The organism is Achromobacter sp. NCFB-sbj8-Ac1-l, assembly GCF_052695805.1.
Window position 1 is genome coordinate 441,652 of sequence record NZ_CP199812.1, and the last position, 21,704, is coordinate 463,355.

Sequence of the window (21,704 nt, forward strand, 5' to 3'; positions counted from 1 at the left end):
AAGATGGACTTCAAGCTTTCCGTACCCGACCTCGCCGCCGAGCGCGTGGGCAACACCGAGACGCCGGGCGTGTGGCATTTCGATTCCGGCGTGGCCGGACGCACGTTGATGCTGTCGGCGCTGGTGCACGGCAACGAGCTGTGCGGCGCCTGGGCGTTGAAAGACCTGCTGGCGGCCGGCGTGCGGCCGCGCCGCGGCAGCCTGACGCTGGCGTTCTGCAACCTGCCGGCCTTTGACCGCTTTGACCTGGCCCGCCACGATGCTTCGCGTTTCGTGGACGAGGACATGAATCGCGTCTGGAGCGCCAAGCGGCTGGATCACCCGACCACGAGCGACCGCCAGCGCGCAGTGCAGTTGCGGCCCTGGGTGGAGCGCGCCGATTGGCTGCTGGACCTGCATTCGATGCACGAGCCGGGTGCGCCGCTGCTGTTGACCGGCGTGCTGCCGCGCAATATCGCACTGGCGCGGCGCCTGAAGGCGCCGCAGCACGTGATCGTGGACGCGGGCCACAAGGACGGCGTGCGCATGCGCGACTTCGCCCAGTTCGGCGATCCCGCGCGTGAAGACGCCTGCGCCTTGCTGATCGAATGCGGCTTTCATGGCGACCCCGCCACGCGCGACGTGGCGCGCGACATGGTGGCGCGCATGCTGGTCGAATCGGGCGTGGTCGATGCGGCGGACATGCCGGCCGGCTGGCGGCTGCCGGACCCGCCCGCGCAGCGCGTGCTGGAAGTGACCGACGCCGTGGTGGCGCCGTCCATGGACCTGACGTTCTCGCAGCCCTGGCAGGGGCTGGAAACGCTGGACCAGGCGGGGTCGGTGATCGGCTGGGCGGACGGCCAGCCGATCCTGTCGCCGTACGACCGCTGCACGCTGGTCATGCCGTCGCTGCGACAGCTCAAACCCGGCGTGACCGTGGTGAGATTGGCGCGCGATTACGCGGGCTGAGCTTGCTTATTTCTGCGGCGTGTAGCGCAGTTCGTCCAGCTGGTAGCCCTGCGCCGTGGCGGCGGCGAGGGCGCGGTCCAGGTCTTCCTTGGGCAGTTGCGGCGAGCGCGACAGGATCCACAGGTACTTGCGGTCCGGCGTGCCGACCACGGCCCAGCGGTAGTCGGGATCCAGGCCGATCACCCAGTAATCGCCCTTGATCGGCTTGAAGAACGAGACTTCAAGCTTGGCGTTGTTGCTGCCTTCGACGACGGTGGCGGTGCCCGATGCCGAGTCGACATCGCCGTCTTTGGTGCGGCACCGGTTGTTCACGCCCACGGTGCCGTCCGGGTGCAGCGTGTATTCGGCGGTGGTGTCGCCGACGCAGTTGCGCTGGAAGAACATCGGGAAATTGGCGATCTCGTACCACATGCCTGCATAGCGCTTCAGGTCCACCGATTCCACGGTCTGCATGGGCGGCGGGGCGGCGTGGGAAATCGCCGCCGTGCTGGCGGCCAGGGCCAGCAGAAGTGTTGCAAAGCGGCGCATGGGAAAAGCCTCCTGATCCAAAACCTGGGTGTTAACAGGCCATACGATACGCCTTATTTGCGCGGCGCCTTCAGGGCGGCGTGGTAACGCGCGACGTAGGTGTCGAAATCCACGTCGTCGGCCTGCTCGATGCGGCGTTGCTCGGCGCTGGAGTCCAGCGCGGCCTGCCGGTATTCGGCGGCCAGGTCCGCCGGCAACGCCTGGGCGCGCAGCGTGTCGGCATGCTCGCGGCTTTGGCGCAGGGAGTAGTCGTGGAACGATTCGCCGCTGTCGATCAGCGCGGTCAGCAGGTGCGCCGACGGCGTGGCGTCGGGGCGGCCGAGCTTGGCGCGCTGCACGGCCAGGCTGTCGGCATAGGCGCTGCCGCCCAGCGCGGCGTCGTACAAGGCGGCATAGGGCGCGATCTGGTCCAGCAGTTGCTCGCCCCATTCGGCCAGCCCGATGGCCTGGCCGTCGCGGTCCAGTTGCAGGCCGGGCTTGCGGCCTTCCTTGACGACGGTGGAGAAATTATCGGCGCTGCGCTGGCAATAGCCGTTGGCCGGGAAGAAGGGGCTGTCGGCGGTGGCGCAGAACAGCAGGAAGGCGTCGACGAAACGGCTGGTGTCGGCGTCGATGCCCACCGGCGATTCCGGATTGATGTCCAGGCAGCGCACTTCCACGTATTGCACGCCGCGTTCGGCCAGCGCGGTGATCGGGCGCTCACAGCGGCCGGTGGCGCGTTTGGGGCGGATGCTGGAGTAGTACTCGTTTTCGATCTGCAGCACGTTGGTGTTGAGCTGGATCCATTCGCCGTTGCGGTGCGTGCCCAGCTTCTGGTAGTCGGGCCAGGGTTGGGTGACGGCGTCGTACAGGCGGCCCAGGAAGGTGTCCAGGTCGTTGTAGCAAAGCTTGAGCTGCGACTGCGCCTTGTTCTGGTAGCCCAGGTCGCTCATGCGCAGGCTGGTGGCGTAGGGCAGGTACAGGGTGTGGTCGCCCAGGCTTTGCAGCGGGTGTTCGCGGCCGCGCAGGAAATCGCGCGCCAGCGCGGGCGCCGCGCCGAACAGGTACATCAGCAGCCAGGAATAGCGCGTGAAATTGCGGATCAGGCCGATGTAGCCGCGCGAGCGGCGCTCTTGATCGGTGCCCGGCTGGTTGTCCAGCACGGACCACAGGGATTCGGGCAGCGAGAAGTTGTAGTGCACGCCGGCGATGCATTGCATGGTCTTGCCGTAGCGCTCGGCCAGGCCGCGGCGGTACACGTGCTTGAGCATGCCGGTATTGGACGTGCCGTACCACGCGATGGGAATGTCGGCCTCGGGCGGCAGCGTGGCGGGCATGGACTGGTTCCAGATCAGTTCGTGGTCCAGCACGCTGTAGACGTGGCGGTGCGTCGCGGTCAGTTCGGCCAGCAGGGCATCCACATTGTTGTGGGTGCCGGTGATGAGTTCGAGCAGGGATTCGGAATAGTCGGTGGTGACGTGCTCGTTGGTCAGCGCGGAACCGAGCCCGGCCGGGTGCGGCGTGCGGGCCAGGATGCCCTGCTCGTCGACGCGCAGGCCTTCTTTTTCGATGCCTCGCAGGGTCTGGGCCAGCAGCGGGCGGTTGGCCTCCAGGCGGGCGAGGCGGTGTGCGGCGGTATCAGTCACGGAATATTCTCGTTGGGGTCTGTCGCGGGATTTTACGGGGTGCTGGCCTCCTCTGCAGAGGGAGTCAGTACTGGGGACAGGGACAATGCCGCGGCGGTCCGCGCCAGCCACTCGTCCAGGTCGGCGTAGACCGGGTCGGCGATGGGGGCGGTTTCATTGAAAATCTCGTGCCAGGCCGTGTCGTACCAGCGCAATGTCAGCAATTCGGCGGGGGCCCGCTGGGCGAACTGGCGGCTGCCCTCGGCCGCCACGATGGAATCGTCGCCCGCCACCATCAAGAGGGTGCGGCAGGCCAGCTGGTGGGCTTCGCGCAGGGAATCGCGCCCGCCATCATCCACGAATCGGGCCAGTCGGCCGGTCATGCTGCGGCGCACCAGGGGGTCGGACCGGTACGCCTTGACCACCGCCCGGTCGTGCGAGATGCGGGCTGGCGCCAAGCCATGGGGCACCCGCAGGTCCGGGGCGTGCAGCGACATCCAGGTCAGGGTGCGGCGCACCCACAGGGGCACGTTGACCACGAAGGGCGGCGAACTGAGCACCAGGGCGTCGATCGGGGCCAGTTGTTGCAGGGCGATGCGCACCGCCACCAGGGCGCCCAGGCTGTGGCCCAGCAGGATGGGCGGGCGGCCCTGGGCGGCCGTCCAGGCGTCCAGGCGGGTCACCGCGTCGGTGACCAGGTCTTCCTGGCGCGCCAGGGTGGCGGGACGGCCCGCCGAGCGGCCATGGCCGCGGTGGTCGTGGGCGCCGACCGTCCAGCCGCGCGCGGTCAGCCAGCGCGCCAGCCGGTCATAGCGCCCGGCATGCTCGCTCAGGCCGTGCAGCAGGTAGATGCTGGGGGTGCCGGGGCCGGTCACCGGCGCGGGCACGTTCGGGGCGGCGTCCCAGACATAATTGGCCAAAAGCGTGCCGTCGGGCGCGGGGGTCATCGAAATCGGCGACAATTTGGGGCTTTCCTCGAAATGAAAAGACCGAGGGGTCTTCCGGTAATGACGATTTCATCGCTGTTTCGTTTCATGTTCAAGAAAGGCGGCGCGATTCTTGCGCTGGCCCTGCTGCTGGCCGCCTGCTCGCCCCGTTACAACTGGCGTGAAGTCGACGTGGCGGATGGTCACGTGCGGGCGGCGTTCCCGGACCGCGTGCAGACCGAGACCCGCCAGCTGCGGCTGGATACCCATACCCTGACTTTTACCCTGGCCAGCGCCACGGTGGGCGAGGCCGTGTTCGCGATCGGGTCGGCCCCGCTGCCGCCCGAGCTGGCCGCCGACCCGGTGGCCCGCCAGGCGCTGGGCCTGGCGTTGATGCGTTCGCTGTACGTCAACATGCAGGCGCCGCCGCCCACCGAATGGCCGCCTTTCGGGCAGGACATCGACGTGCAGGGCAAGGCCATGGGCAAGCCGGGCTGGCTGCGGGCGCGGGTGTGGGTGACAGACAACATGCTGATCGAGGCCGTGGCCGCCGGCACCGAGGAAAGCCTGCCGGCCGAACGCGCCCGTGAATTCCTGAGATCGGTCGTCGTCAAGCCGTGATGGGGTGCAGCAGGCCCCGCCGGATGGCCGCCGCCACCGCGGCGCGCCGGCCCCGCACCTGCAGCTTGCGGCAGGCGTTGCGCAAGTGGAAATTGACGGTGCTTTCACTGATGTCGAGAATGCGGCCGGTTTCCCAACTGGTCTTGCCGACGGCCGCCCAGTGCAGGCAGGCGGATTCGCGCGGCGACAGCCGGACGGCGGGGGCGGGTTTGGCGGGCGAGGGCAATGGCACGGATTCCTGGCGACAGAAGGTCCATGCTGGGGCCAAGCCGGTGCACCGGGCAAGCTTTGATGCTGCCGCGAATTACTTTACTTATCTCTGACGGAATAACCGGATGCTTGCCATCGCGCAGTTCTACCTGTCGGCCATCGTGCTGATGATGCCCCTGTTGTCGTGCGTGGGCATCGGCGTGTTCTGGGGCAAGCGCGATCTGCCCTTCGGCGGTTCCTTCATCACCACGCTGGTGACCTCGGTGACCACGCCCGCGCTGGTGTTCCACACCTTTGTGACCACCCACCTGGACGACCGCGCGCTGGCCGACGTGGCCGCGGCCACGCTGCTGGCGCTGCTGCTGTGCGCGCTGGCCTGCGCACTGCTGCTCAAGCTGGGCCGGTTGCCGGTGCGCACGCTCTTGCCCACCGCCTTCCTGCCCAATGCCGGCAACCTGGGGCTGCCGATTTCACAGCTGGCCTTCGGCGATGCGGGCCTGTCGGTGGCCGTGGCGTTCTTTGCCGTCAATTCCTTCGTGATGCACACGATCGCGGTGCGGCTGCTGCCCGGCGTGAACACGAAGGGCAGCTGGAAGAGTCCGATTTTGCTGGCGTCGGTCGTGGCAGTGGCGATGCGCATGCTGCACATCCCGGTGCCGGACTGGGTGATCGAGACCGCCCGCATGCTGGGCGCGGTGACCGTGCCGCTGATGCTGCTGAGCCTGGGCCACGCGCTGGCGCTGATTCCGGCCAACGGCATCAAGGACGGCGCCAAGGTGGCGGCGATGCGCCTGGTCACCGGCCTGGCCGCGGGCCTGGCGATCGTGTGGCTGCTGGACCTGGAACCGGTGCTGGCTGGCGCGCTGACGCTGCAGATGGCGATGCCTTGCGCGGTGGTCAGCTACATGTACGCCAAGCGCTACACCGCCATGGGCGACACCGCGGCGGGTGCCGTGCTGGTGTCGACCGTGGTGTTCCTGCTGCTGGCGCCATTGATGCTGTGGTTCAGCCACGGCGGCTAGGAGCCGTGGCGGGGAAGGGGGGGGCGCCGCGCCGTCCCGGCTGGCGCTAGGCCGCGCCCGACATCGCACGCAATTGCGCCATCAGTGCCTCGGGAATTTCCACGCCGTGCTTGATCGCCTCGTCGCGCAGCTTGCGGCGGCGCTCGCCCGGCAGGCGCACGCCGTCGTCTTCCAGCATGGCGTCCACCAGGACTTCGACGCGGTCCAGGTAGGTTTCCTTGCCGGCCAGGGCGCCCGGGTCGATCGCCATGAAGGCCTGGCCCAGGCGGGCGGGGCCGCCTTCGTCGACGAAGAAGGACTCGGTCTCGAATCCGAAGTGTGACCCGGTCAGGGCGCAGGCCAGCAGTTCGATGATCAGCGCCAGCATTGCGCCTTTCACGCCACCCGCGGGCAGCATGCTGCCGGCCAGGCCGGCCTTGGGGTCGGTGGTGGGCTGGCCGTCGGCGTCCAGCGCCCAGCCCAGCGGAATCGGCTGGTTGTCGCGCGCCGCGATCATGAGCTTGCCGCGTGCCACTTGCGACAGCGACAGGTCGATGACGATGCGGGCGCCGCCGCGCCGCGGGAACACCGCGGCGATGGGGTTGGTGCCGAACAGGGGGCGTTTGCCGCCCCAGGCCGGCATGGCGGCGGGGGAATTGCTCAGGGCCAGGGCCACCAGGCCGGCATCGGCCAGGGCTTCCAGGTGGTAGCCGGCTTCGCCGAAATGGTGGCTGTTGGCCACGCCGATGAAAGCCACGCCGTGTTCGCGGGCGCGCACGGCGGCCTGTTCCACCGCCATGGCGCAGGCCGGGAACGCCAGGCCCGATCCGGCGTCGATCAGGGCAGCGCCGCCGCGCTCGTGCACGATGCGCGGCACGGCGCTGCCGATCGCGCGGCCGGTGCGCAGGTGGCCGGCGTAGAACGGCACGCGCGACAGGCCGTGCGAGCTCAGGCCCTGGCTTTCGGCGAAGACCAGGGCCCGCGCCGTGCTGTCGGCCATGGCGGGGTTGGCGCCCGCGGCGGCCAGGCTGGCCGCGGCCAGGTGTTGCAATTCGTCCAGATAGATGTGAGCCATATCCTTCCTGTCAGGGGGGCGCGCCGCGCGTCATCGGGCGCCGCCGGTAAGCGCTATTGTCACACCGGCGGCGACCATGTCGGAAACCCGGGTGTTGGCTTCCTGCGTCAGGCCGGCGATGTGCGGGGTCAGAATCAGGTTGGGCGCGTCCGCCAGCGGACCGCCGGCGGGCAGGGGTTCCTGGTCGAACACGTCCAAGGCCGCCCCGCGCAGGTGGCCCGCGCGCAGCGCCGCCGCCAGGGCCGCTTCGTCGACGATGCCGCCGCGCGAGGTATTGACGAGGATCGCGCCCGGGCGCATGCCCCGGATGCGTTCGGCGTTGACCAGGTGGCGGGTGTCGGCGTTCAGCGGCACGTGCAGCGACACCGCGTCGGCCTGCGCCAGCAGGGCATCCAGCGGCAGGGGCGTGGCGCCGCTTTCGGCCCAGGCGGGATGCGTGGCCGGCAGCGCCGCGTCGCAGGCGACGATGCGCATGCCCAGGCCCGCCGCCAGGCGGGCAGTCAGTTGGCCGATGCCGCCAAAGCCCACCACGCCCAGGGTGCGCCCCTGCGACTCCAGCCCTTGCGACAGCGCCGCGCGTGGCCAGCGTCCGGCCGCGACGTCGGCGCTGGACCCATAGGCGCCACGCAGCAGCGCCAGTACGGTGCCAATGACATATTCCGCCACCGCGCGGGCGTTGGCGCCGGTGGCCGGCACCACCTGGATGCCGCGGGCGGCGCAGCCGGGCAGGTCGATGTTGTCCAGCCCCACGCCCAGGCGGCCCACCGCCCGCAGCTTCGGCGCCGCGGCCAGCAGCGCGGCGTCCACCTGGCTGCGGTTGCGCACGATCAGGCCATCGGCCTGGCTGGCGGCCTGCAACAAGGCATCGCGCTGCTCTACCAGGTCAGGGGCGTAGCGCACGTCGAAGCGTTGCCGCAGGGCGTCGACGGCGGGTGCGTCCATGAATTCCGAGATGAGTACGTGCATGGCGGATGCTCCGGCGTCAGGCGATCTGGATATTGGCATCGCGGATGATCTTGGCCCAGCGGTCGACCTCGGACCGCAGATAGGCGCCGAACGCCTCGGGGCCACGCGGCTGCGGCACGAAACCCAGTTGCAGCAGCGCTTGCTGCATGGCGGGTTGCGATACCTGTTGCACGATGGCCGCGCCGATGCGCTGCACCAGTTCGGGCGGCAAGCCGGCCGGACCCATCACACCCGTGAAGTTCTCCACCACCAGGTCGGGCAGGCCGGCCTGCGCCACGGTCGGCACGTCGGGCAGGTCGGCGCTGCGTTCGCGGGTGGTGATGGCCAGGGCCCGCAGCGAGCCGTTCTTCACGTGGGACAAGGACTCGGGGTAGTTCGAAAACACCACGTCCAGGTGGCCGCCGATCAGGTCGGTCAGCGAAGGCGCGCCGCCCTTGTACGGCACGTGCATCAGCGGCGTGCCGGTCAGCTTCTGGTACAGCGCCAGCGTCAGGTGCGGCGGCGTGCCGTTGCCGCTGGAGCCGGCCGCCAGCGGCTTTGCGGCGGCCGCGCGGGCCAGGTCGTCCATGGTCTTGATGGGGCTCTTGGCGTTGACCACCACCATGATGGGCGACGAGGCCAGCCCGGCCAGCGGCGTCAGGTCGCGCGTCAGGTCGTAGCCGGCCTTGCCGGCGAACAGCGTGGCGTTGGCGGCGTGCGACAGGGTGATGGCCAGCCAGGTGTAGCCGTCCGGCGCGGCGTGCGACACGTGCGCCGCGCCGATGTTGGCGCTGCCGCCGGGTTTGTTTTCCACCACCACGTTCCAGCGCTCGGCATCGCCCAGCGCCTTGCCGACCTGGCGCGCCGCCACGTCGGTCAGGCCGCCCGGGGGGAAGGGGACGACGTAGTTGATGGGATGTTCGGGCCAGGCGCGTTTCTGCGCCAGCGCCGGCTGCCAGGGGGCCAGCGCACAGAGGCCGGCGGCGCCCAGGGCGCTGATGACGCGGCGCCGTTGCGCGCCGTCGATCGGGGGGGATTGCTCGCGATTCATCTGTCTTCCTCCTTGGGGGTGGCGCCCGGGTAGGAATGCATACGCCTGTGCTGCCGTGGCGGCTTGCGCCCGGGTCTGCATGCTTTTGTGCGTCGGTGCTGCGAGAGTGCTGCGGCGTGGCCGGGCCGCCCTGGGGCAGCGGCGGCCCGGCCACGCGGAAAAGAAGCGGCCGGCGCAGGCCGGCCGGGCGCGATCAGGCGCTTTCGAAGATGCGGGTCAGCACGAATTCGCGGTGACCCAGGGCCTCGGCCGCGGTCCAGCGGCCGTTGGCGGTGGCCAGCATGCATTCCAGCAGCATGTCGCCGGCCTGGTTCAGGTCGATCTCGCGCTGCAGCAGCGCGCTGGTATCCACGTCCACGTGTTCGGACATGGTGCGCACGGTGCGCGGATTGGCGCAGATCTTGATGACCGGCAGGATGGGGTTGCCGATGACATTGCCCTGGCCCGTGGGGAAGAAGTGCACCGCATAGCCCGACGCTGCGCACAGGGTCACCATTTCGGCGGCGGCCGATGACGAATCCATGAACCACAGGCCCGGGCCATCGGGAATCTCGGCCTTGTCGATGACGCCGTCCACGCGGCAGTGCTTGCCGATCTTCTGGATGTTGCCCAGCGCCTTTTCCTCGATGGTGGTCAGGCCGCCGGCGATGTTGCCCTTGGTGGGTTGGGATTCGGACAGGTCGCTGGTCTTCCAGCGGTCGATCATGGCCTGGTAGCGGTTGAACATGAACATGAAGCGTTCGCGCACGGCGTCGTTGGCACAGCGCTCGGCCACGATGTGTTCGCCGCCGGTCAGCTCCGAGGTTTCGCCGAACACCAGGGTCGAGCCCAGCGCATACAGCTTGTCGAAGGCGTTGCCCACCGTGGGGTTGGCGCCGCAGCCCGAGGTGGTGTCGGATTCGCCGCATTTGGTCGACACCCACAGGTCCGAGATCGGACACGTGCTGCGCGTCAGCGCGGTGGCGTAGTGCACGAATTCCTTGGCGCAGCGCGAGGCGCGCATGATGGTGTCGTGGTCGCCATGCAGTTCGATGCTGAAGCCCATGACCGGCTTGCCGGTGGCGGCAATGCCGTCGACCACGCGCTTGGTCCAGCCTTCTTCGATGCCGATCACCACCACCGCGGCCACGTTGGGATTGCAGCCGGTGCCGATCAGGGTACGGAAGTGCAGCTCCAGGTCTTCGCCGAACTGCAGCCGGCCGTAAGGGTGGGGCAACGCCAGCGTGCCCTTGATGTTGTGGGCGACGGCTTCGGCCGCGGCGTTGGAAATGTCGTCCACGGGCAGCACGATGACGTGGTTGCGTACGCCGACCCGGCCGTTGTCGCGGCGGTAACCCTGGAAGGTGGTTTGAGCATTGATGACGGACATGAGTTTTTCCTCTTGGGGGCGGGTGGGTCGCTTACCAGCGCTTGGTCTTGATGTTGTGCACGTGGGCGTGCTGGCCGGCCTTGATCGGCGCCACCACGCGGCCGATGTCCACGCCGTACTTGAAGACCGTGTCGCCCACGGCCATGTCCTTCATCGCGACCTTGTGGCCGATGGGAATGTCCTGCGAGGCCCGGACATGGATGATCTTGTCCTCGTCCATGATCCAGGCGTTCAGTTCCGTTCCGGCGGTCAGGCCTTCCACCACGGCGACCGCCACCGTGTCCTTGGCATCGTGCAATACGGCGTGAATCATCGTCTTCCTCTCTTGGGCTGGGCGTGCGGCCGGGTGCCGCAAGCGCTTCGGGATCGCAACGTCCGGCAAATCTTAAGATCGGCTTTTCGGTATGTCAACTAAATCATATATATGAATTGTATGACTTGAGCCGGGCCGTCGCGCACCGCTACACTGGAGGGCCCTGATTATTGCGATGCACCCATGAACACCAGCCTGTCATCGACTGTGCCTTTGGGCAGTCCCTTGTACGAGCAGGTCAAGCAAGCCGTGCTTGCCGCGCTGGCGCAAGGCGAATGGAAGCAGGGCGAGGCAATTCCCCCGGAAAAGCATCTGGCCGAGCGCTTTGGCGTGTCGATCGGCACGCTGCGCAAGGCCATCGACGAACTGGCCGCGGAGAACATCCTGGTCCGTCACCAGGGCCGGGGCACGTACGTGGCGGTGCACACGCGCAACCACCACTTCTTCAAGTTCTTCCGCATCCTGCGCCAGGACGGCAACAAGTCGTACCCCACGACCGAGCTGCTGCGTTTTCGCCGGGTCAAGGCATCGGCCGCGGCGCGCGAAAAGCTGGGCCTGGCTGCCGGTGCCTACGTGTTCGAATTTCTGAACATGCTGTCGCTGAACGGCGACGTGGTCATGATCGACGACATCTGCCTGCCCGAGTCGCGCTTTCCCGGCATGACCGAGGCGCACCTGCGCGAGCGTGCCAGCACCCTGTATGCGCTGTACCAGGACGTGTTCGGCGTCAACGTCATCGCCACCGACGAGCGCCTGCGCACCTGCCTGGCCGACCGCGCCCACGCGCGCTGGCTGGGCGTGGCCGAGGGCGCGTCCCTGCTCGAAATCCGCCGGGTGGCGTTCTCGTACAACCGCCAGCCGGTGGAATGGCGCATCTCGCGCGTGAACACCGAGCACTACGAATACCTGGGCCACGAGCCCTGGGAGGCAGGGGCCTGACCGCCTGTTCCTGTCGCCGCCCCACCCGCGTGGCGACGGCAGGGGCTTGCGGACCCGGCCGCAAGCAGTGCTAGAATTCCTGCCGCACTATCCTAATTTCGGCGCCGATTTGCCTGATCCGCTTGCGGGCGCCTTCCAATAAATCCAGCTAAAGAGGTCCGTATGACCACTCCTGCCCAACATTTGGCCGGTGATTCGGCCAGCGCCGCGCTTGCAGGCTCGCCTGCCACCGTCGCACCCGTCACGCAGTCCGACGCCGCTGATCCCGGTTCCGTCGGCCTGGTCGCCCCTATCTACCTGCGTTTCGATGAGCCACTGTCCCTGCTCAGCGGACAGTCGCTGGCCGCCTACGAACTGGCGGTCGAAACGTACGGCACCCTGAACGCCCAGCGCAGCAACGCCGTGCTGATCTGCCACGCCCTGAACGCCTCGCACCACGTGGCGGGCCAGGCGGCCGACGCGCCCAGCGACGTGGGCTGGTGGGACAACATGGTGGGGCCCGGCAAGCCGGTCGATACCAACGTGTTCTTCGTCATCGGCGTGAACAACCTGGGTTCGTGCTTCGGTTCGACCGGCCCGGCCAGCATCAACCCCGAGACCGGCAAGCCCTGGGGCGCTGCGTTCCCGGTGCTGACGGTGGAAGACTGGGTGCAGGCGCAGGCCCGGGTGGCCGACCACTTCGGCATCGAGCGCTTTGCCGCCGTGATGGGCGGTTCGCTGGGCGGCATGCAGGCGCTGAGCTGGGCCATCACCTTGCCCGACCGCGTGGCCAATTGCGTGGTCATTGCCAGCACGCCGCGCCTGTCGGCGCAGAACATCGGCTTTAACGAGGTGGCGCGCCGCGCCATCATCACCGACCCGGATTTCCACGGCGGCGACTACTACGCGCAAGACACCGTACCGCGCCGCGGCCTGTCGGTGGCGCGCATGATCGGCCACATCACCTACCTGTCCGACGACGACATGGCCGAGAAATTCGGCCGCGCCCAGCGCGAGCCAGCGGCGGACGGCGCCTACCATTACGGTTATGGCGTCGAGTTCGAGGTCGAATCGTACCTGCGCTACCAGGGCGAGAAATTCACCCGCTATTTCGATGCCAACACCTACCTGCTGATCACCCGCGCGCTGGACTATTTCGACCCGGCCCGCAAGACCGGCGGCGACCTGGCACGCGCCCTGGCGCCGGCCAAGGCCGACTTCCTGCTGGTGTCGTTCAGCACCGATTGGCGCTTTCCGCCGGAACGCTCGCGCGAGATCGTGCGGGCGTTGCTCAAGAACGCCAGCCCTGTCACCTACGCCGAGATCGACGCGCCGCACGGGCACGACGCCTTCCTGCTGGACGACGCGCGCTACCATGCCGTGGTTCGCGGCTATTACGAGCGCATCGCCCGCGAACTGGGCCTGGTCGACGCCGCTCAGATCGAAGGACGCCTCGCATGAACCCTGTCACCCCCCGTCCCGCCGTGGCCACGCTGCGGCCCGACCTGGCGCGCATCGCCAGCTGGATCGAGCCCGGCAGCCGCGTCCTGGACCTGGGCTGCGGCGACGGCGCGCTGCTGGCGCACCTGCGCGACCACCGCCAGGTGCGCGGCGCGGGCGTGGAGCTGGACGACACTTGCGTCATCGCCTGCGTCAAGCGCGGCGTGGAAGTGATCCAGCAGAACCTCGAAGACGGCCTGGCGCTGTTCGACGACAAGCAGTTCGACACCGTGGTGCTGTCGCAGACGCTGCAGTCCATGCACCGCACCGAACACATCCTGCGCGAAATGGCGCGGGTGGCGCGCCACGGCGTCGTGTCGTTTCCCAATTTCGGCTACTGGCCGCACGGCTGGATGATCCTGCGCGGCCGCATGCCGGTGACCGGCCAGATGCCCTACCAGTGGTACAACACGCCGAACATCCACCTGTGCACGCTGCGCGACTTCGAACAGCTGGCCGGTGACCTGGGGCTGCGCATCCTGGAGCGCGCCACGTTCAACGAAGGGCGCGAGATCAAGGCCTTTCCCAGCTGGCGCAGCACCCTGGCGGTGTACCGCTTCGCCTCTCCCTGACTTTCTGCAACGGCGGCTGACGGCCCGGGCGATCCGCGCCTAAAATGCCGCAAGCCCGCCGCGCACGCCTGTGCGCCGCGCCGGCCCGTTCCAGGAGACCGTCATTACCGCTGTATCCAACGTCTACACCAGCCCCCGCGTCGCACCCCTGCTGGTCCTGGGGTTTGCCAGCGGATTGCCGCTGGCCCTGACCAGCGGCACCTTGCAGGCGTGGGCCACCGTGGCCGGCGTGCCGTTGCAGCAGATCGGTTTCCTGACCCTGGTAGGCACCGCCTACACCCTGAAATTCCTGTGGGCCCCGCTGGTCGACCGCTACGTGCCGCCGTTGCTGGGCCGGCGCCGTGGCTGGATGCTGGTCACGCAGATCCTGCTGGGCCTGGCCATCATGGTCATGGGCACGCTGTCGCCGTCGTCGGCCTTGCAGACGCTGGCGCTGCTGGCGCTGCTGGTGGCGTTTCTTTCCGCCACCCAGGACATCGCCTTTGACGCCTACTGCACCGACGTGCTGCGCAAGGAAGAGCGGGGCGCGGGCGCGGCCATCAAGGTCATGGGCTACCGACTGGCCATGATCGTGTCGGGCGGGCTGGCGCTGATCATGGCGGATCAATGGATCGGCTGGGGCAATACCTACGTGGTGATGGGCGGCCTGATGCTGCTGTGCGCGCTGGCCACGTTGTGGGCGCCCGAGCCGGAACGCGTGGCCGTGGCGCCGCGCAGCCTGGGCGAGGCCGTGGCGGCGCCATTGCAGGAATTCTTCACCCGCCGCGGCGCCTTGATGGTGCTGCTGCTGATCGTGCTGTACAAGCTGGGCGACGCCTTTGCCGGTGCCTTGTCCACCACCTTCCTGATCCGTGGCGCGGGCTACACGCCCACCGAGGTTGGCGCGGTCAACAAAGTCATGGGCATGGCCGCCACCATCGTCGGCGCACTGGCCGGCGGCTTCATCATGTCGCGCTGGACGCTGTATCGGTCGCTGATGGTGTTCGGCCTGCTGCAGGCGGTGTCCAACCTGGGCTATTGGCTGATCGCCGTCAGCCCCAAGAGCATCTGGCTGATGGCCAGCGCGGTTGGCCTGGAAAACCTCTGCGGCGGGCTGGGCACGGCCTCGTTTGTGGGCCTGCTGATGGCCCTGTGCCGCCAGCGCTTTTCGGCCACGCAGTTCGCGCTCTTGTCGGCGCTGTCGGCCGTCGGCCGCACCTACCTGGCCGGACCGCTGACGCCGCCCCTGGTCGAGCACCTGGGCTGGCCCGGCTTCTTCCTGGTGACGGTCGTCATTGCGCTGCCCGGGCTGGTGCTGCTGCGCATGCTGCGCGGCAGCATCGAGGCCATGATCCAGAACGGGGACGCCTGAGTCCCCGCCCGGCGATTTATTCCTTATTCCTCGCCGGTCAGCCGCACGATCAGCACATCGCTGGGCAGGGCTTCCAGCAGCCGTTCGGCGACGCTGCCGATGGCCGTGCGCAAGAGGCCCGTGCGGCCATGGGTGCCCGTCACCACCAGGTCCGACCGATGGTTGAACGAGTATTCCGACAGCACGGTTTCCGGCTGGCCGCATTCCAGCACCACCTGGGGCGCCGCCACGTCCGCCAGTTCCGCCGTGTCGGCGATGAACTCGCGCGCACTTTGCTCGGCCGCCTTGTAGAAGCTGCGCGTCACGGCGTCGTCCGGCACGTTCTTGCCCTGGAACGGCACATCGTAGGCATGGAACAGCGTCAGGTTGGCGTCGGGCACGAGCTGCAGCGCGGCGCGCAGCGCCTGGCGCGAGCCGGGCGAAAAGTCGGTGGCGACCAGCACGTCGTGATACGGCTTGCGCGGGCGGGTCTTGACCACCAGCACAGGTTGGCGGGCCTGCCGCGCCAGCTTTTCCACCGTGGTGCCCAGCAGCAGCCGGCCCAGCGTTTCGTCGCGGGCGATGCCGGTGACGATCAACGAGCAGCCGAAGCTGTCGGCGGTTTCCATGATGCGCACCAGCGGATCCCCGGTGGTCACCACCACTTCGGTGGGCACGCCGGCGTCGGCCAGGTCTTCGGCCAGTTCGCGCTCGGCCAGGGCCTTGTGGTCGGTGGACAGCCGGCGCCAGACCGGCGTGGTCAGCCGCGCCGGCACGGCATGGGTTTCCATGACGTGCAGCACGACCAGCTTGGTGTTGCGTTCCTTGGCCAGTTGCAGCGCCCGGTCCAGCGCGCGGTCGCCCCGCGCGCTCAGGTCCGTGGCCAGAAGGATGGGGCCAGGTTGTTGCGACATACGATTCTCCCGATGTGAGGCCGGGCTGGCGGCTCCCGCAAGCCGCGTCCGGCCGATGGCGCCCTTGGCGGGCATACCCCATTGTCCGGGCGTGGCGCGGACCGGGGCTTGATCGATATCAACGTGCTTGCAGCGTAAGGGATGGCGGGGGCCCGCGGCAACGCCATTGCGCGGTGTCAATACAATGGGGGCCTGCCGCCTGCCCGGGGTCCGTCCCCGGCCAGGCGCCGTTCCATCCACGGCCCGACCCATGTTTCCCGATCTTTCTCCCGTCCTGCTGCACACGCTTTATCTCGTTGCCATCGTGGCCGAAGCCATGACCGCAGCGCTATCGGCCGGTCGGCGCGACATGGACTGGATGGGCGTATGCATCATCGCCTGCGTCACCGCGCTGGGCGGCGGTTCGCTGCGCGACGTGCTGCTGGGCCATTACCCGCTGACCTGGGTGATTCACCCTGAGTACCTCTGGATGACGGCGGGCGCGGCGCTGCTGACGGCCCTGATCGCGCCGATCATGCGGCGGCTGCGCAGCCTGTTCCTTCTGGCCGACGCACTGGGCCTGGTGGCGTTCACGGTCATTGGTTGCCAGGTGGCGCAGCTGATGCAGCTGCCGATCACGGTGGTGCTGATCAGCGGCATGATCACCGGCTGCGCCGGCGGGGTGCTGCGCGACGTGCTCTGCAACGAGGTGCCGCTGCTGTTCCGCAAGGAACTCTACGCCAGCGTGTCGGTGGTGACCGGCGCGCTGTACCTGGGCAGCCAGTCGCTGGGGCTGTCCGCCAATGCCGCCGTGCCCATCGCCCTGGCCGCCGGCCTGGCCTTGCGCCTGCTCGCCCTGCGCTTTAACTGGCAGATGCCCAAGTTCGTCTACCGCGACGACTGGGATTGACGCGTCGCGTCGGCACCTGCTGACCGAGCGCCTGACTCGCCCACTGCCGCAGTTCAACTGTCGTGCCGATGGCCATCAACGGATTCATGCGCGAACTGCTGCAACAATTTTCTTATTTGTGTTTCAATAGATTTCTAGTATCTTCTCTGGGTCGCAATACTTGCATCACGCAGCACAAGGGGAGCCGATTGGACGTCAAAGCGCCCGCCACGATTCCGTATTTCCTGCAGGAACAGATTCGTGAGTTGATAGTGGATGGCACTATCCGGCCCGGGCAGCCGTTGCGGGAACAGGAACTGGAGCAGCGTTTCGGCACCAGCCGCAGCCCCATCCGGGAAGCGCTGCGGTTGCTGGAATTGAGCGGCCTGGTGACGCATGTCCAGCGCAAAGGTTTCAGGGCCACCCTGTATTCGGAAACCCAGATCCGCCACCTGTACAAGCTGCGCGCGGAGCTGGAAGCCTACTGCATCCGCCAGGTCGCCGAGATGGACGACGTATCGCCGCTGGTGGCCGAACTGCGCACCTACGACGATGCCATCGCCGCGGCCATGGCCAAGCGCGACGTGCGCGCCTACATCGCGGCGTTGCGCGAGTTCTACCTGGCCGGCGCCCGCTTCACGGGGAATGTGCCGTTGGTGGAGGTGCTGACCAAGCTGTACGAGCAGGTCGAGCCGCTGCGCTACCTGCTGGCCCGGCAGAGCATGGACTCGAACAAGCTGCAGACCTACACCCAGGGCATCACGCAGGCCATGGCCAGCCGCGACTTCGAGCGCGCGGCCGAACTGACGCGCAGCTACGTGCTGGATGTGCTGCCGGGCATTTTGCGGGCCTACCACGAGGCCTCGCTGCAGGACGCCGAAGAGCCTGCGCCGCGTTTCGGCCGCGGCTAGCGCGCGGCCCCTTTCTCGTCGATTGTTCTCAGCGCGCCTGCGGCGTGCGCACCGCGATGCCGGCTTCTTGCAGCGCGTCGCGGATGGCGCGCGCGAACACCAGCGCGTTGGGCTGGTCACCGTGGATACAGAGCGTGTCGGCCTGCACCGGCACGTCCTTGCCGTCGACCGAGCGCACCAGGCCTTCGCGGGCCATGCGCAGCACCTGCGCCACCGCCTGGTCCACGTCTTCGATCATGGCGCCCGCGCGGGTGCGCGGGGTGAGCGAGCCGTCGTCCTGGTAGGACCGGTCGGCAAAGACTTCGCTGGCCGCGGCCAGGCCGATGTCGCGGGCGGCATCGATCAGCTTGCTGCCCGCCAGGCCGTACAGCACCAGCGAGGCATCCACGTCTTTCACCGCCTGGCAGATGGAGCGCGCCAGGCTGGCGTCTTTCGCGGCCATGTTGTACAGCGCGCCATGCGCCTTGACGTGATGCAGCCGAGCGCCTTGCGAAGCGGCCACGCCGGCCAGCGCGCCGATCTGGTAGACGACGATGTCGTAGGCTTCTTCGGGCGTGGTGGGAATGGCGCGGCGGCCGAAGCCGGCCAGGTCCTGCAGGCTGGGGTGCGCGCCCAGCGCCACGCCCTGGGCCAGCGCGGCGGCCACGGTCTTGCGCAAGGTGGCGGGGTCGCCGCCATGGAAGCCGCAGGCAATGTTGGCCGAGCTGACGAACGCCAGCACCGCGGCATCGTTGCCCATGGTCCAGGCGCCGTAGCTTTCGCCCATGTCGCAGTTCAGGTCGATGCTTTGGCTCATGTCAGTGTCCTTGTGTCAGCAAGGCGCGCAGCGGCGCCAGCGTGTCCAGCAATTGGGTAAAGGCGCGTTCGCGTTCACCGTCCAGGCGCTGGGCCTCGTCCAGTTCGATCCGCGCAAAGCGCAGGGTGTGCCCCGGGGCGTATTGGGCCAGCAGCGGCAGGTCGACGGTGGCGATCTGCGCGATCTTGGGATAGCCGCCGGTGGTCTGGCGGTCGGCCATGAGAATGATGGCTTCGCCGCCGGACGGCACCTGCACGGTGCCAAAGCACGCGGCTTCCGACAGCATCTGGCGCGGCTGGCTCATGGATAGCGCAGGCCCCAGCAAGCGATAGCCCATGCGGTCCGATTGCGGACTGATGCGAAATTCCGAGCCGCCGAAGGCATGGCGGGTGGCTTCGGAAAATTCTTCCCATTGCAGGCCGGGCAGGAAACGGATGGCGTCGCGTTGCTTATGGCCCAGCGCGCCGGGCAGGTAGATGCGGATGTCCCACAGCGCTTTCTGCAGGGCGTCCAGATCGGAATGGCCCAGCGCCTGGCGCAGGCCGACCTGGTCGCCCTTTGCCAGCGCGCGGCCTTCGAAGCCGCCGAAGCCGCTGCGCAGGTAGGTGGTTTCGCTGCCCATCACGGACGGCAGCGCAAAACCGCCATGCACCGCCAGGTAGCCGCGCACGCCGTTGGCGGGCCGGGCGCCGAACGCCAGCGTGTCGCCCGTGCGCGCCACCAACGGGCGGTGCAAGGGGATGTCCTGGCCGTTGAGCGTGGCGCCCAGGTCGGCGCCCGCCAGCGCGAAGCAGGCTGGCGCATCAAAGCGCAGAGTCGGGCCGGTCAGGGTCATTTCGAGCGTGGCCGGGTCGCCGGTGTTGCCGGCCAGCGCATTGGCCAGGCGGTGGGCGCGTTCGTCCATGGCGCCGGCGGCGGGAATGCCCTGGTGCTGGTAGCCGTCGCGGCCGCGGTTCTGGAAACTGGACAGCATGCCCGGCTTGATGACGGTGATGCTCACGGCCGGGCCTCGCGCAGACGGTCGAATGCTTCAGGGGTGATGGGCACGAAGCGGACCGAGTCGCCGGGTTGCAGCAGCGCAGCCGGTTCGCGCGCGGGGTCGAACATGGTCAGCGGCGTGGTGCCGATGATGTGCCAGCCGCCGGGCAGGCGGTTGGGATAGATGACGGTCTGGCGATTGGCGATGGCCACGGCGCCAGGGGGCACCGCCGTGCGTGGCGACGCGCGCCGCGGCAGGTTCAGCTTGTCGTCGTGTACGCCCAGGTAGGCATGGCCGGGCGCAAACCCCAGCATGAACACCATGCTGCGCGGCCCGCTGTGCAGCGCGATGACCTCGTCGGGCGTCAGGCCAGCGGCGGCGGCCACGTCGAGCAGGTCGGGGCCGTGTTCGCCGCCGTAGCAGACGGGCACGTCGACCTCGCGGCCGGCCGTGGCGTCGGCGGCAATGCCTTCGGCCAACAGGGTTTCAATGCGCTCGGCCAGGCTGGCGTACGTGGGGCCGTTGCCCAGGCCGTCGGGCCGGTAGTGGACCGCCACCGCCACGAACGAGGGCACCACGTCGGTCACGCCCGGCAGGCCGGCGTCGCGCAGCTTGCGCGCCGCGGCCAGGCAGGTGCGTCCGATCGAGGCATCGATCTGGTCGCCGAACGAGACGATCAGGCAGCGGTCACCCTGGGGCTGGATGCGCCAGGTGATTTCGGCCGAAGAAGGTGGGTCGGATATTGCGTTCAACGGCACGAAACCTGTAGAGACGGATTACTTGGCGAACAACGAATCCAGGTTCTTGAATGCCTTGAATTCCAGCGCATTGCCCGACGGATCCAGGAAGAACATGGTGGCCTGTTCGCCGACTTCGCCCTTGAAGCGGATGTAGGGCTCGATGACGAACTCGGTGCCGGCATCGGTCAGGCGCTTGGCCATGGCTTCCCATTGTTCCATGGAAAGCACCGCGCCGAAATGGCGCACGGGCACATTATGCGAATCGACGGCGCTGGTGGCCTTGTGGCCGCACTCGCTGGGGGCCAGGTGGGCGACGATCTGGTGGCCGTAGAAATTGAAGTCGATCCATTCGGGCGAGCTGCGGCCCTCGGGACAGCCCAGCTTTTCGCCGTAGAAGGCGCGGGCTTCGGCCAGGTCACGGACCGGGAAGGCCAGGTGGAACGGCGGCAAGTTGGTTTGAGCGGTCATGAAAAGCTCCGGATAAGGCGGAAAAGGTAAATCAGAATGCGGACCGTCACCATCGGGTCGTGTCCTGATTGCTAGTTTAAGAATTGTTTTTTTGATTGAAAAACGATATTTTTTGTGTCTTAGCATCGAAAATATTGATCGTGATCAAAGAATTCAAGACCTTCATCGCCGTGGCGCGGGACGGCACCTTTACGGGGGCGGGCGCCCAGCTGGGCCTGACCCAGTCGGCCGTCAGCGCGCAGATCAAGCGCCTGGAGGAATACCTGGGCGTGGCGCTGTTCGACCGCGGCGCGCGCGCGGCGACGCTGAACGCGCACGGGCGCGAGATGCTGCCGCAGGCCGAGGAACTGGTGGCCATGGCCGAGCGCATGGCCACGGCGGGCGCCGGCCACGTCAGCGGATCGCTGCGCATCGGCGCCATTGCCTCGGTGCAGCAGGACCTGCTGGTGCGGGCGCTGGGGGAATTCCGCGCAGGCTATCCGGACGTGCGCGTGCGCATCGTGCCGGGGGTGTCGTTGTCGCTTTTGGGGCAGGTGGACGCGGGCGAGGTCGACATGGCGCTGTTGATCCGGCCGCCGTTCGCCTTGCCGCCGGAATTGGGCTGGCAGCCACTGCTGCGCGAAGAGGTCGTGCTGGCCATGCCGGAATCGATGCCGCCGGCGCCGTGGCGCGAGCTGCTGGCGACGCAGCCGTTCATCCGCTACGACCGGGCGTCGTTCGGCGGGCGGGTGGTGGACCTGTTCCTGAAGAAGCAGCGCATCACGGTGCACGAGGCGGTGGAACTCGATGAGATCGAGGCCATTGCCAATATGGTGCGGCACGGGCTGGGGGTGGGGTTGTTGCCGCGGCTGCGGGGCTTGAACCTGGACGGCTTGCGGCTGCTGTCGCTGGGCGAGGCGGCGTTCTACCGGGAAATCGGCATCATCGGGCGCTTGCCGTTCGATGCGGGCAGCGTCGGGGGCAAAATGGCGGAATGCCTGGGGCGGGCCGCGGCTGCGCCCGGGGAGGCCTGGGACAAGTGAAATCCAGCGGCACGCGCGCGGTATCTGGCGAGGGATGTGCGGGTGCCGAGCGCGGGCCCCATCGGCCCGGAAGATACGGGGCGGGCAGGTGGGGG

The 21,704-nt window shown here is 68.1% G+C and carries 24 protein-coding genes and 1 riboswitch; of the genes, 10 read left to right on the forward strand and 14 right to left on the reverse strand.

Features of this window, described 5'->3' with window-relative positions; translation table 11 throughout:
- Positions 1–3 precede the first annotated feature (3 nt).
- A complete protein-coding gene (locus tag ACUDP5_RS02105) occupies positions 4–948 on the forward strand; it encodes a succinylglutamate desuccinylase (protein ID WP_445658055.1) in 945 nt (314 codons plus the stop codon).
- 6 nt (positions 949–954) lie between these two features.
- On the opposite strand, the gene ACUDP5_RS02110 is transcribed toward ACUDP5_RS02105, so the two are convergent.
- From ACUDP5_RS02110 to ACUDP5_RS02120, 3 genes are read right to left on the reverse strand one after another with little or no spacing between them, the layout of a single operon-like run.
- Entirely contained in the window at positions 955–1,476 is a 522-nt protein-coding gene (locus ACUDP5_RS02110; protein ID WP_263915248.1) for a lipocalin family protein, read from the reverse strand.
- Positions 1,477–1,529: 53 nt separating this feature from the next.
- On the reverse strand, positions 1,530–3,101 hold the full coding sequence (gene gshA / locus ACUDP5_RS02115; protein ID WP_263915247.1) for a glutamate--cysteine ligase: 1,572 nt from the start codon (positions 3,099–3,101) through the stop codon (positions 1,530–1,532).
- A 32-nt stretch (positions 3,102–3,133) separates the two neighbouring features.
- A complete protein-coding gene (locus tag ACUDP5_RS02120) occupies positions 3,134–4,027 on the reverse strand; it encodes an alpha/beta hydrolase (protein WP_445658056.1) in 894 nt (297 codons plus the stop codon).
- A 60-nt stretch (positions 4,028–4,087) separates the two neighbouring features.
- On the opposite strand from ACUDP5_RS02120, the gene ACUDP5_RS02125 reads away from it, so the two are divergent.
- The gene (locus tag ACUDP5_RS02125) at positions 4,088–4,627 is read left to right on the forward strand and encodes a hypothetical protein (protein WP_263915245.1); all 540 of its coding nucleotides are present in this window, start codon (positions 4,088–4,090) and stop codon (positions 4,625–4,627) included.
- Here ACUDP5_RS02125 and ACUDP5_RS02130 read toward each other — a convergent pair.
- Complete coding sequence (locus ACUDP5_RS02130) at positions 4,617–4,859, reverse strand: helix-turn-helix domain-containing protein (protein WP_263915244.1); 243 nt, start codon at positions 4,857–4,859, stop codon at positions 4,617–4,619. The two genes, ACUDP5_RS02125 and ACUDP5_RS02130, sit on opposite strands and share 11 nt — an antisense overlap.
- A 103-nt stretch (positions 4,860–4,962) precedes the next feature.
- On the opposite strand from ACUDP5_RS02130, the gene ACUDP5_RS02135 reads away from it, so the two are divergent.
- A complete protein-coding gene (locus tag ACUDP5_RS02135; protein WP_025135541.1) occupies positions 4,963–5,859 on the forward strand; it encodes an AEC family transporter in 897 nt (298 codons plus the stop codon).
- A gap of 46 nt (positions 5,860–5,905) precedes the next feature.
- Here the strand turns inward: ACUDP5_RS02135 and ACUDP5_RS02140 are convergent, their stop codons facing one another.
- The 5 genes from ACUDP5_RS02140 to ACUDP5_RS02160 form a co-directional block, all read right to left on the reverse strand.
- On the reverse strand, positions 5,906–6,913 hold the full coding sequence (locus ACUDP5_RS02140) for an Ldh family oxidoreductase (protein ID WP_263915243.1): 1,008 nt from the start codon (positions 6,911–6,913) through the stop codon (positions 5,906–5,908).
- Between the two features lie 30 nt (positions 6,914–6,943).
- Positions 6,944–7,879: a hydroxyacid dehydrogenase gene (locus ACUDP5_RS02145; RefSeq protein WP_445658057.1), complete on the reverse strand. Its 936-nt coding sequence runs from the start codon at positions 7,877–7,879 to the stop codon at positions 6,944–6,946.
- Positions 7,880–7,895: 16 nt separating this feature from the next.
- Entirely contained in the window at positions 7,896–8,909 is a 1,014-nt protein-coding gene (locus ACUDP5_RS02150; RefSeq protein ID WP_445658058.1) for a Bug family tripartite tricarboxylate transporter substrate binding protein, read from the reverse strand.
- Positions 8,910–9,102: 193 nt separating this feature from the next.
- Positions 9,103–10,278 carry a UxaA family hydrolase gene (locus tag ACUDP5_RS02155; RefSeq protein ID WP_263915240.1) on the reverse strand — a complete coding sequence of 392 codons (1,176 nt, stop codon included), beginning with the start codon at positions 10,276–10,278 and terminating at the stop codon, positions 9,103–9,105.
- Between the two features lie 31 nt (positions 10,279–10,309).
- Complete coding sequence (locus ACUDP5_RS02160; RefSeq protein WP_056327564.1) at positions 10,310–10,591, reverse strand: UxaA family hydrolase; 282 nt, start codon at positions 10,589–10,591, stop codon at positions 10,310–10,312.
- A gap of 183 nt (positions 10,592–10,774) precedes the next feature.
- On the opposite strand from ACUDP5_RS02160, the gene ACUDP5_RS02165 reads away from it, so the two are divergent.
- The 4 genes from ACUDP5_RS02165 to ACUDP5_RS02180 all read left to right on the forward strand — a co-directional run bounded on the left by ACUDP5_RS02165 (position 10,775) and on the right by ACUDP5_RS02180 (position 14,932).
- Positions 10,775–11,530, forward strand: a complete 756-nt coding sequence (locus ACUDP5_RS02165) for a GntR family transcriptional regulator (protein ID WP_445658059.1) — start codon at positions 10,775–10,777, stop codon at positions 11,528–11,530.
- A 91-nt stretch (positions 11,531–11,621) separates the two neighbouring features.
- Positions 11,622–11,703: riboswitch (SAM riboswitch) on the forward strand.
- A complete protein-coding gene (metX, locus tag ACUDP5_RS02170) occupies positions 11,693–12,970 on the forward strand; it encodes a homoserine O-succinyltransferase MetX (RefSeq protein WP_445658060.1) in 1,278 nt (425 codons plus the stop codon). Its footprint overlaps the riboswitch before it by 11 nt.
- Entirely contained in the window at positions 12,967–13,581 is a 615-nt protein-coding gene (gene metW / locus ACUDP5_RS02175; RefSeq protein WP_263915236.1) for a methionine biosynthesis protein MetW, read from the forward strand. Before metX ends, metW begins: the two co-directional genes overlap by 4 nt.
- Positions 13,582–13,651: 70 nt before the next feature.
- Complete coding sequence (locus tag ACUDP5_RS02180) at positions 13,652–14,932, forward strand: muropeptide transporter (protein ID WP_445658061.1); 1,281 nt, start codon at positions 13,652–13,654, stop codon at positions 14,930–14,932.
- 23 nt (positions 14,933–14,955) lie between these two features.
- Here ACUDP5_RS02180 and ACUDP5_RS02185 read toward each other — a convergent pair whose 3' ends face one another.
- On the reverse strand, positions 14,956–15,825 hold the full coding sequence (locus tag ACUDP5_RS02185) for a universal stress protein (protein ID WP_445658062.1): 870 nt from the start codon (positions 15,823–15,825) through the stop codon (positions 14,956–14,958).
- A 250-nt stretch (positions 15,826–16,075) separates the two neighbouring features.
- On the opposite strand from ACUDP5_RS02185, the gene ACUDP5_RS02190 reads away from it, so the two are divergent.
- Both ACUDP5_RS02190 and ACUDP5_RS02195 read left to right on the forward strand, forming a co-directional pair.
- Positions 16,076–16,714, forward strand: a complete 639-nt coding sequence (locus tag ACUDP5_RS02190; RefSeq protein WP_263915234.1) for a trimeric intracellular cation channel family protein — start codon at positions 16,076–16,078, stop codon at positions 16,712–16,714.
- Between the two features lie 188 nt (positions 16,715–16,902).
- A complete protein-coding gene (locus tag ACUDP5_RS02195) occupies positions 16,903–17,604 on the forward strand; it encodes a GntR family transcriptional regulator (protein WP_263915233.1) in 702 nt (233 codons plus the stop codon).
- A gap of 28 nt (positions 17,605–17,632) precedes the next feature.
- Here the strand turns inward: ACUDP5_RS02195 and ACUDP5_RS02200 are convergent, their stop codons facing one another.
- From ACUDP5_RS02200 to ACUDP5_RS02215, 4 genes are read right to left on the reverse strand one after another with little or no spacing between them, the layout of a single operon-like run.
- Positions 17,633–18,400, reverse strand: coding sequence for a LamB/YcsF family protein (locus tag ACUDP5_RS02200; RefSeq protein ID WP_445658063.1), 768 nt, complete (start codon positions 18,398–18,400; stop codon positions 17,633–17,635).
- A 1-nt stretch (position 18,401) separates the two neighbouring features.
- Positions 18,402–19,400, reverse strand: a complete 999-nt coding sequence (locus ACUDP5_RS02205) for a biotin-dependent carboxyltransferase family protein (protein WP_263915231.1) — start codon at positions 19,398–19,400, stop codon at positions 18,402–18,404.
- Positions 19,397–20,131, reverse strand: coding sequence for a 5-oxoprolinase subunit PxpB (gene pxpB, locus ACUDP5_RS02210; protein ID WP_263915230.1), 735 nt, complete (start codon positions 20,129–20,131; stop codon positions 19,397–19,399). Before pxpB ends, ACUDP5_RS02205 begins: the two co-directional genes overlap by 4 nt.
- Positions 20,132–20,155: 24 nt before the next feature.
- A complete protein-coding gene (locus ACUDP5_RS02215) occupies positions 20,156–20,587 on the reverse strand; it encodes a VOC family protein (RefSeq protein WP_006386852.1) in 432 nt (143 codons plus the stop codon).
- A 140-nt stretch (positions 20,588–20,727) separates the two neighbouring features.
- On the opposite strand from ACUDP5_RS02215, the gene ACUDP5_RS02220 reads away from it, so the two are divergent.
- Complete coding sequence (locus ACUDP5_RS02220) at positions 20,728–21,609, forward strand: LysR family transcriptional regulator (protein WP_263915229.1); 882 nt, start codon at positions 20,728–20,730, stop codon at positions 21,607–21,609.
- The last annotated feature ends 95 nt before the right edge of the window (positions 21,610–21,704 follow it).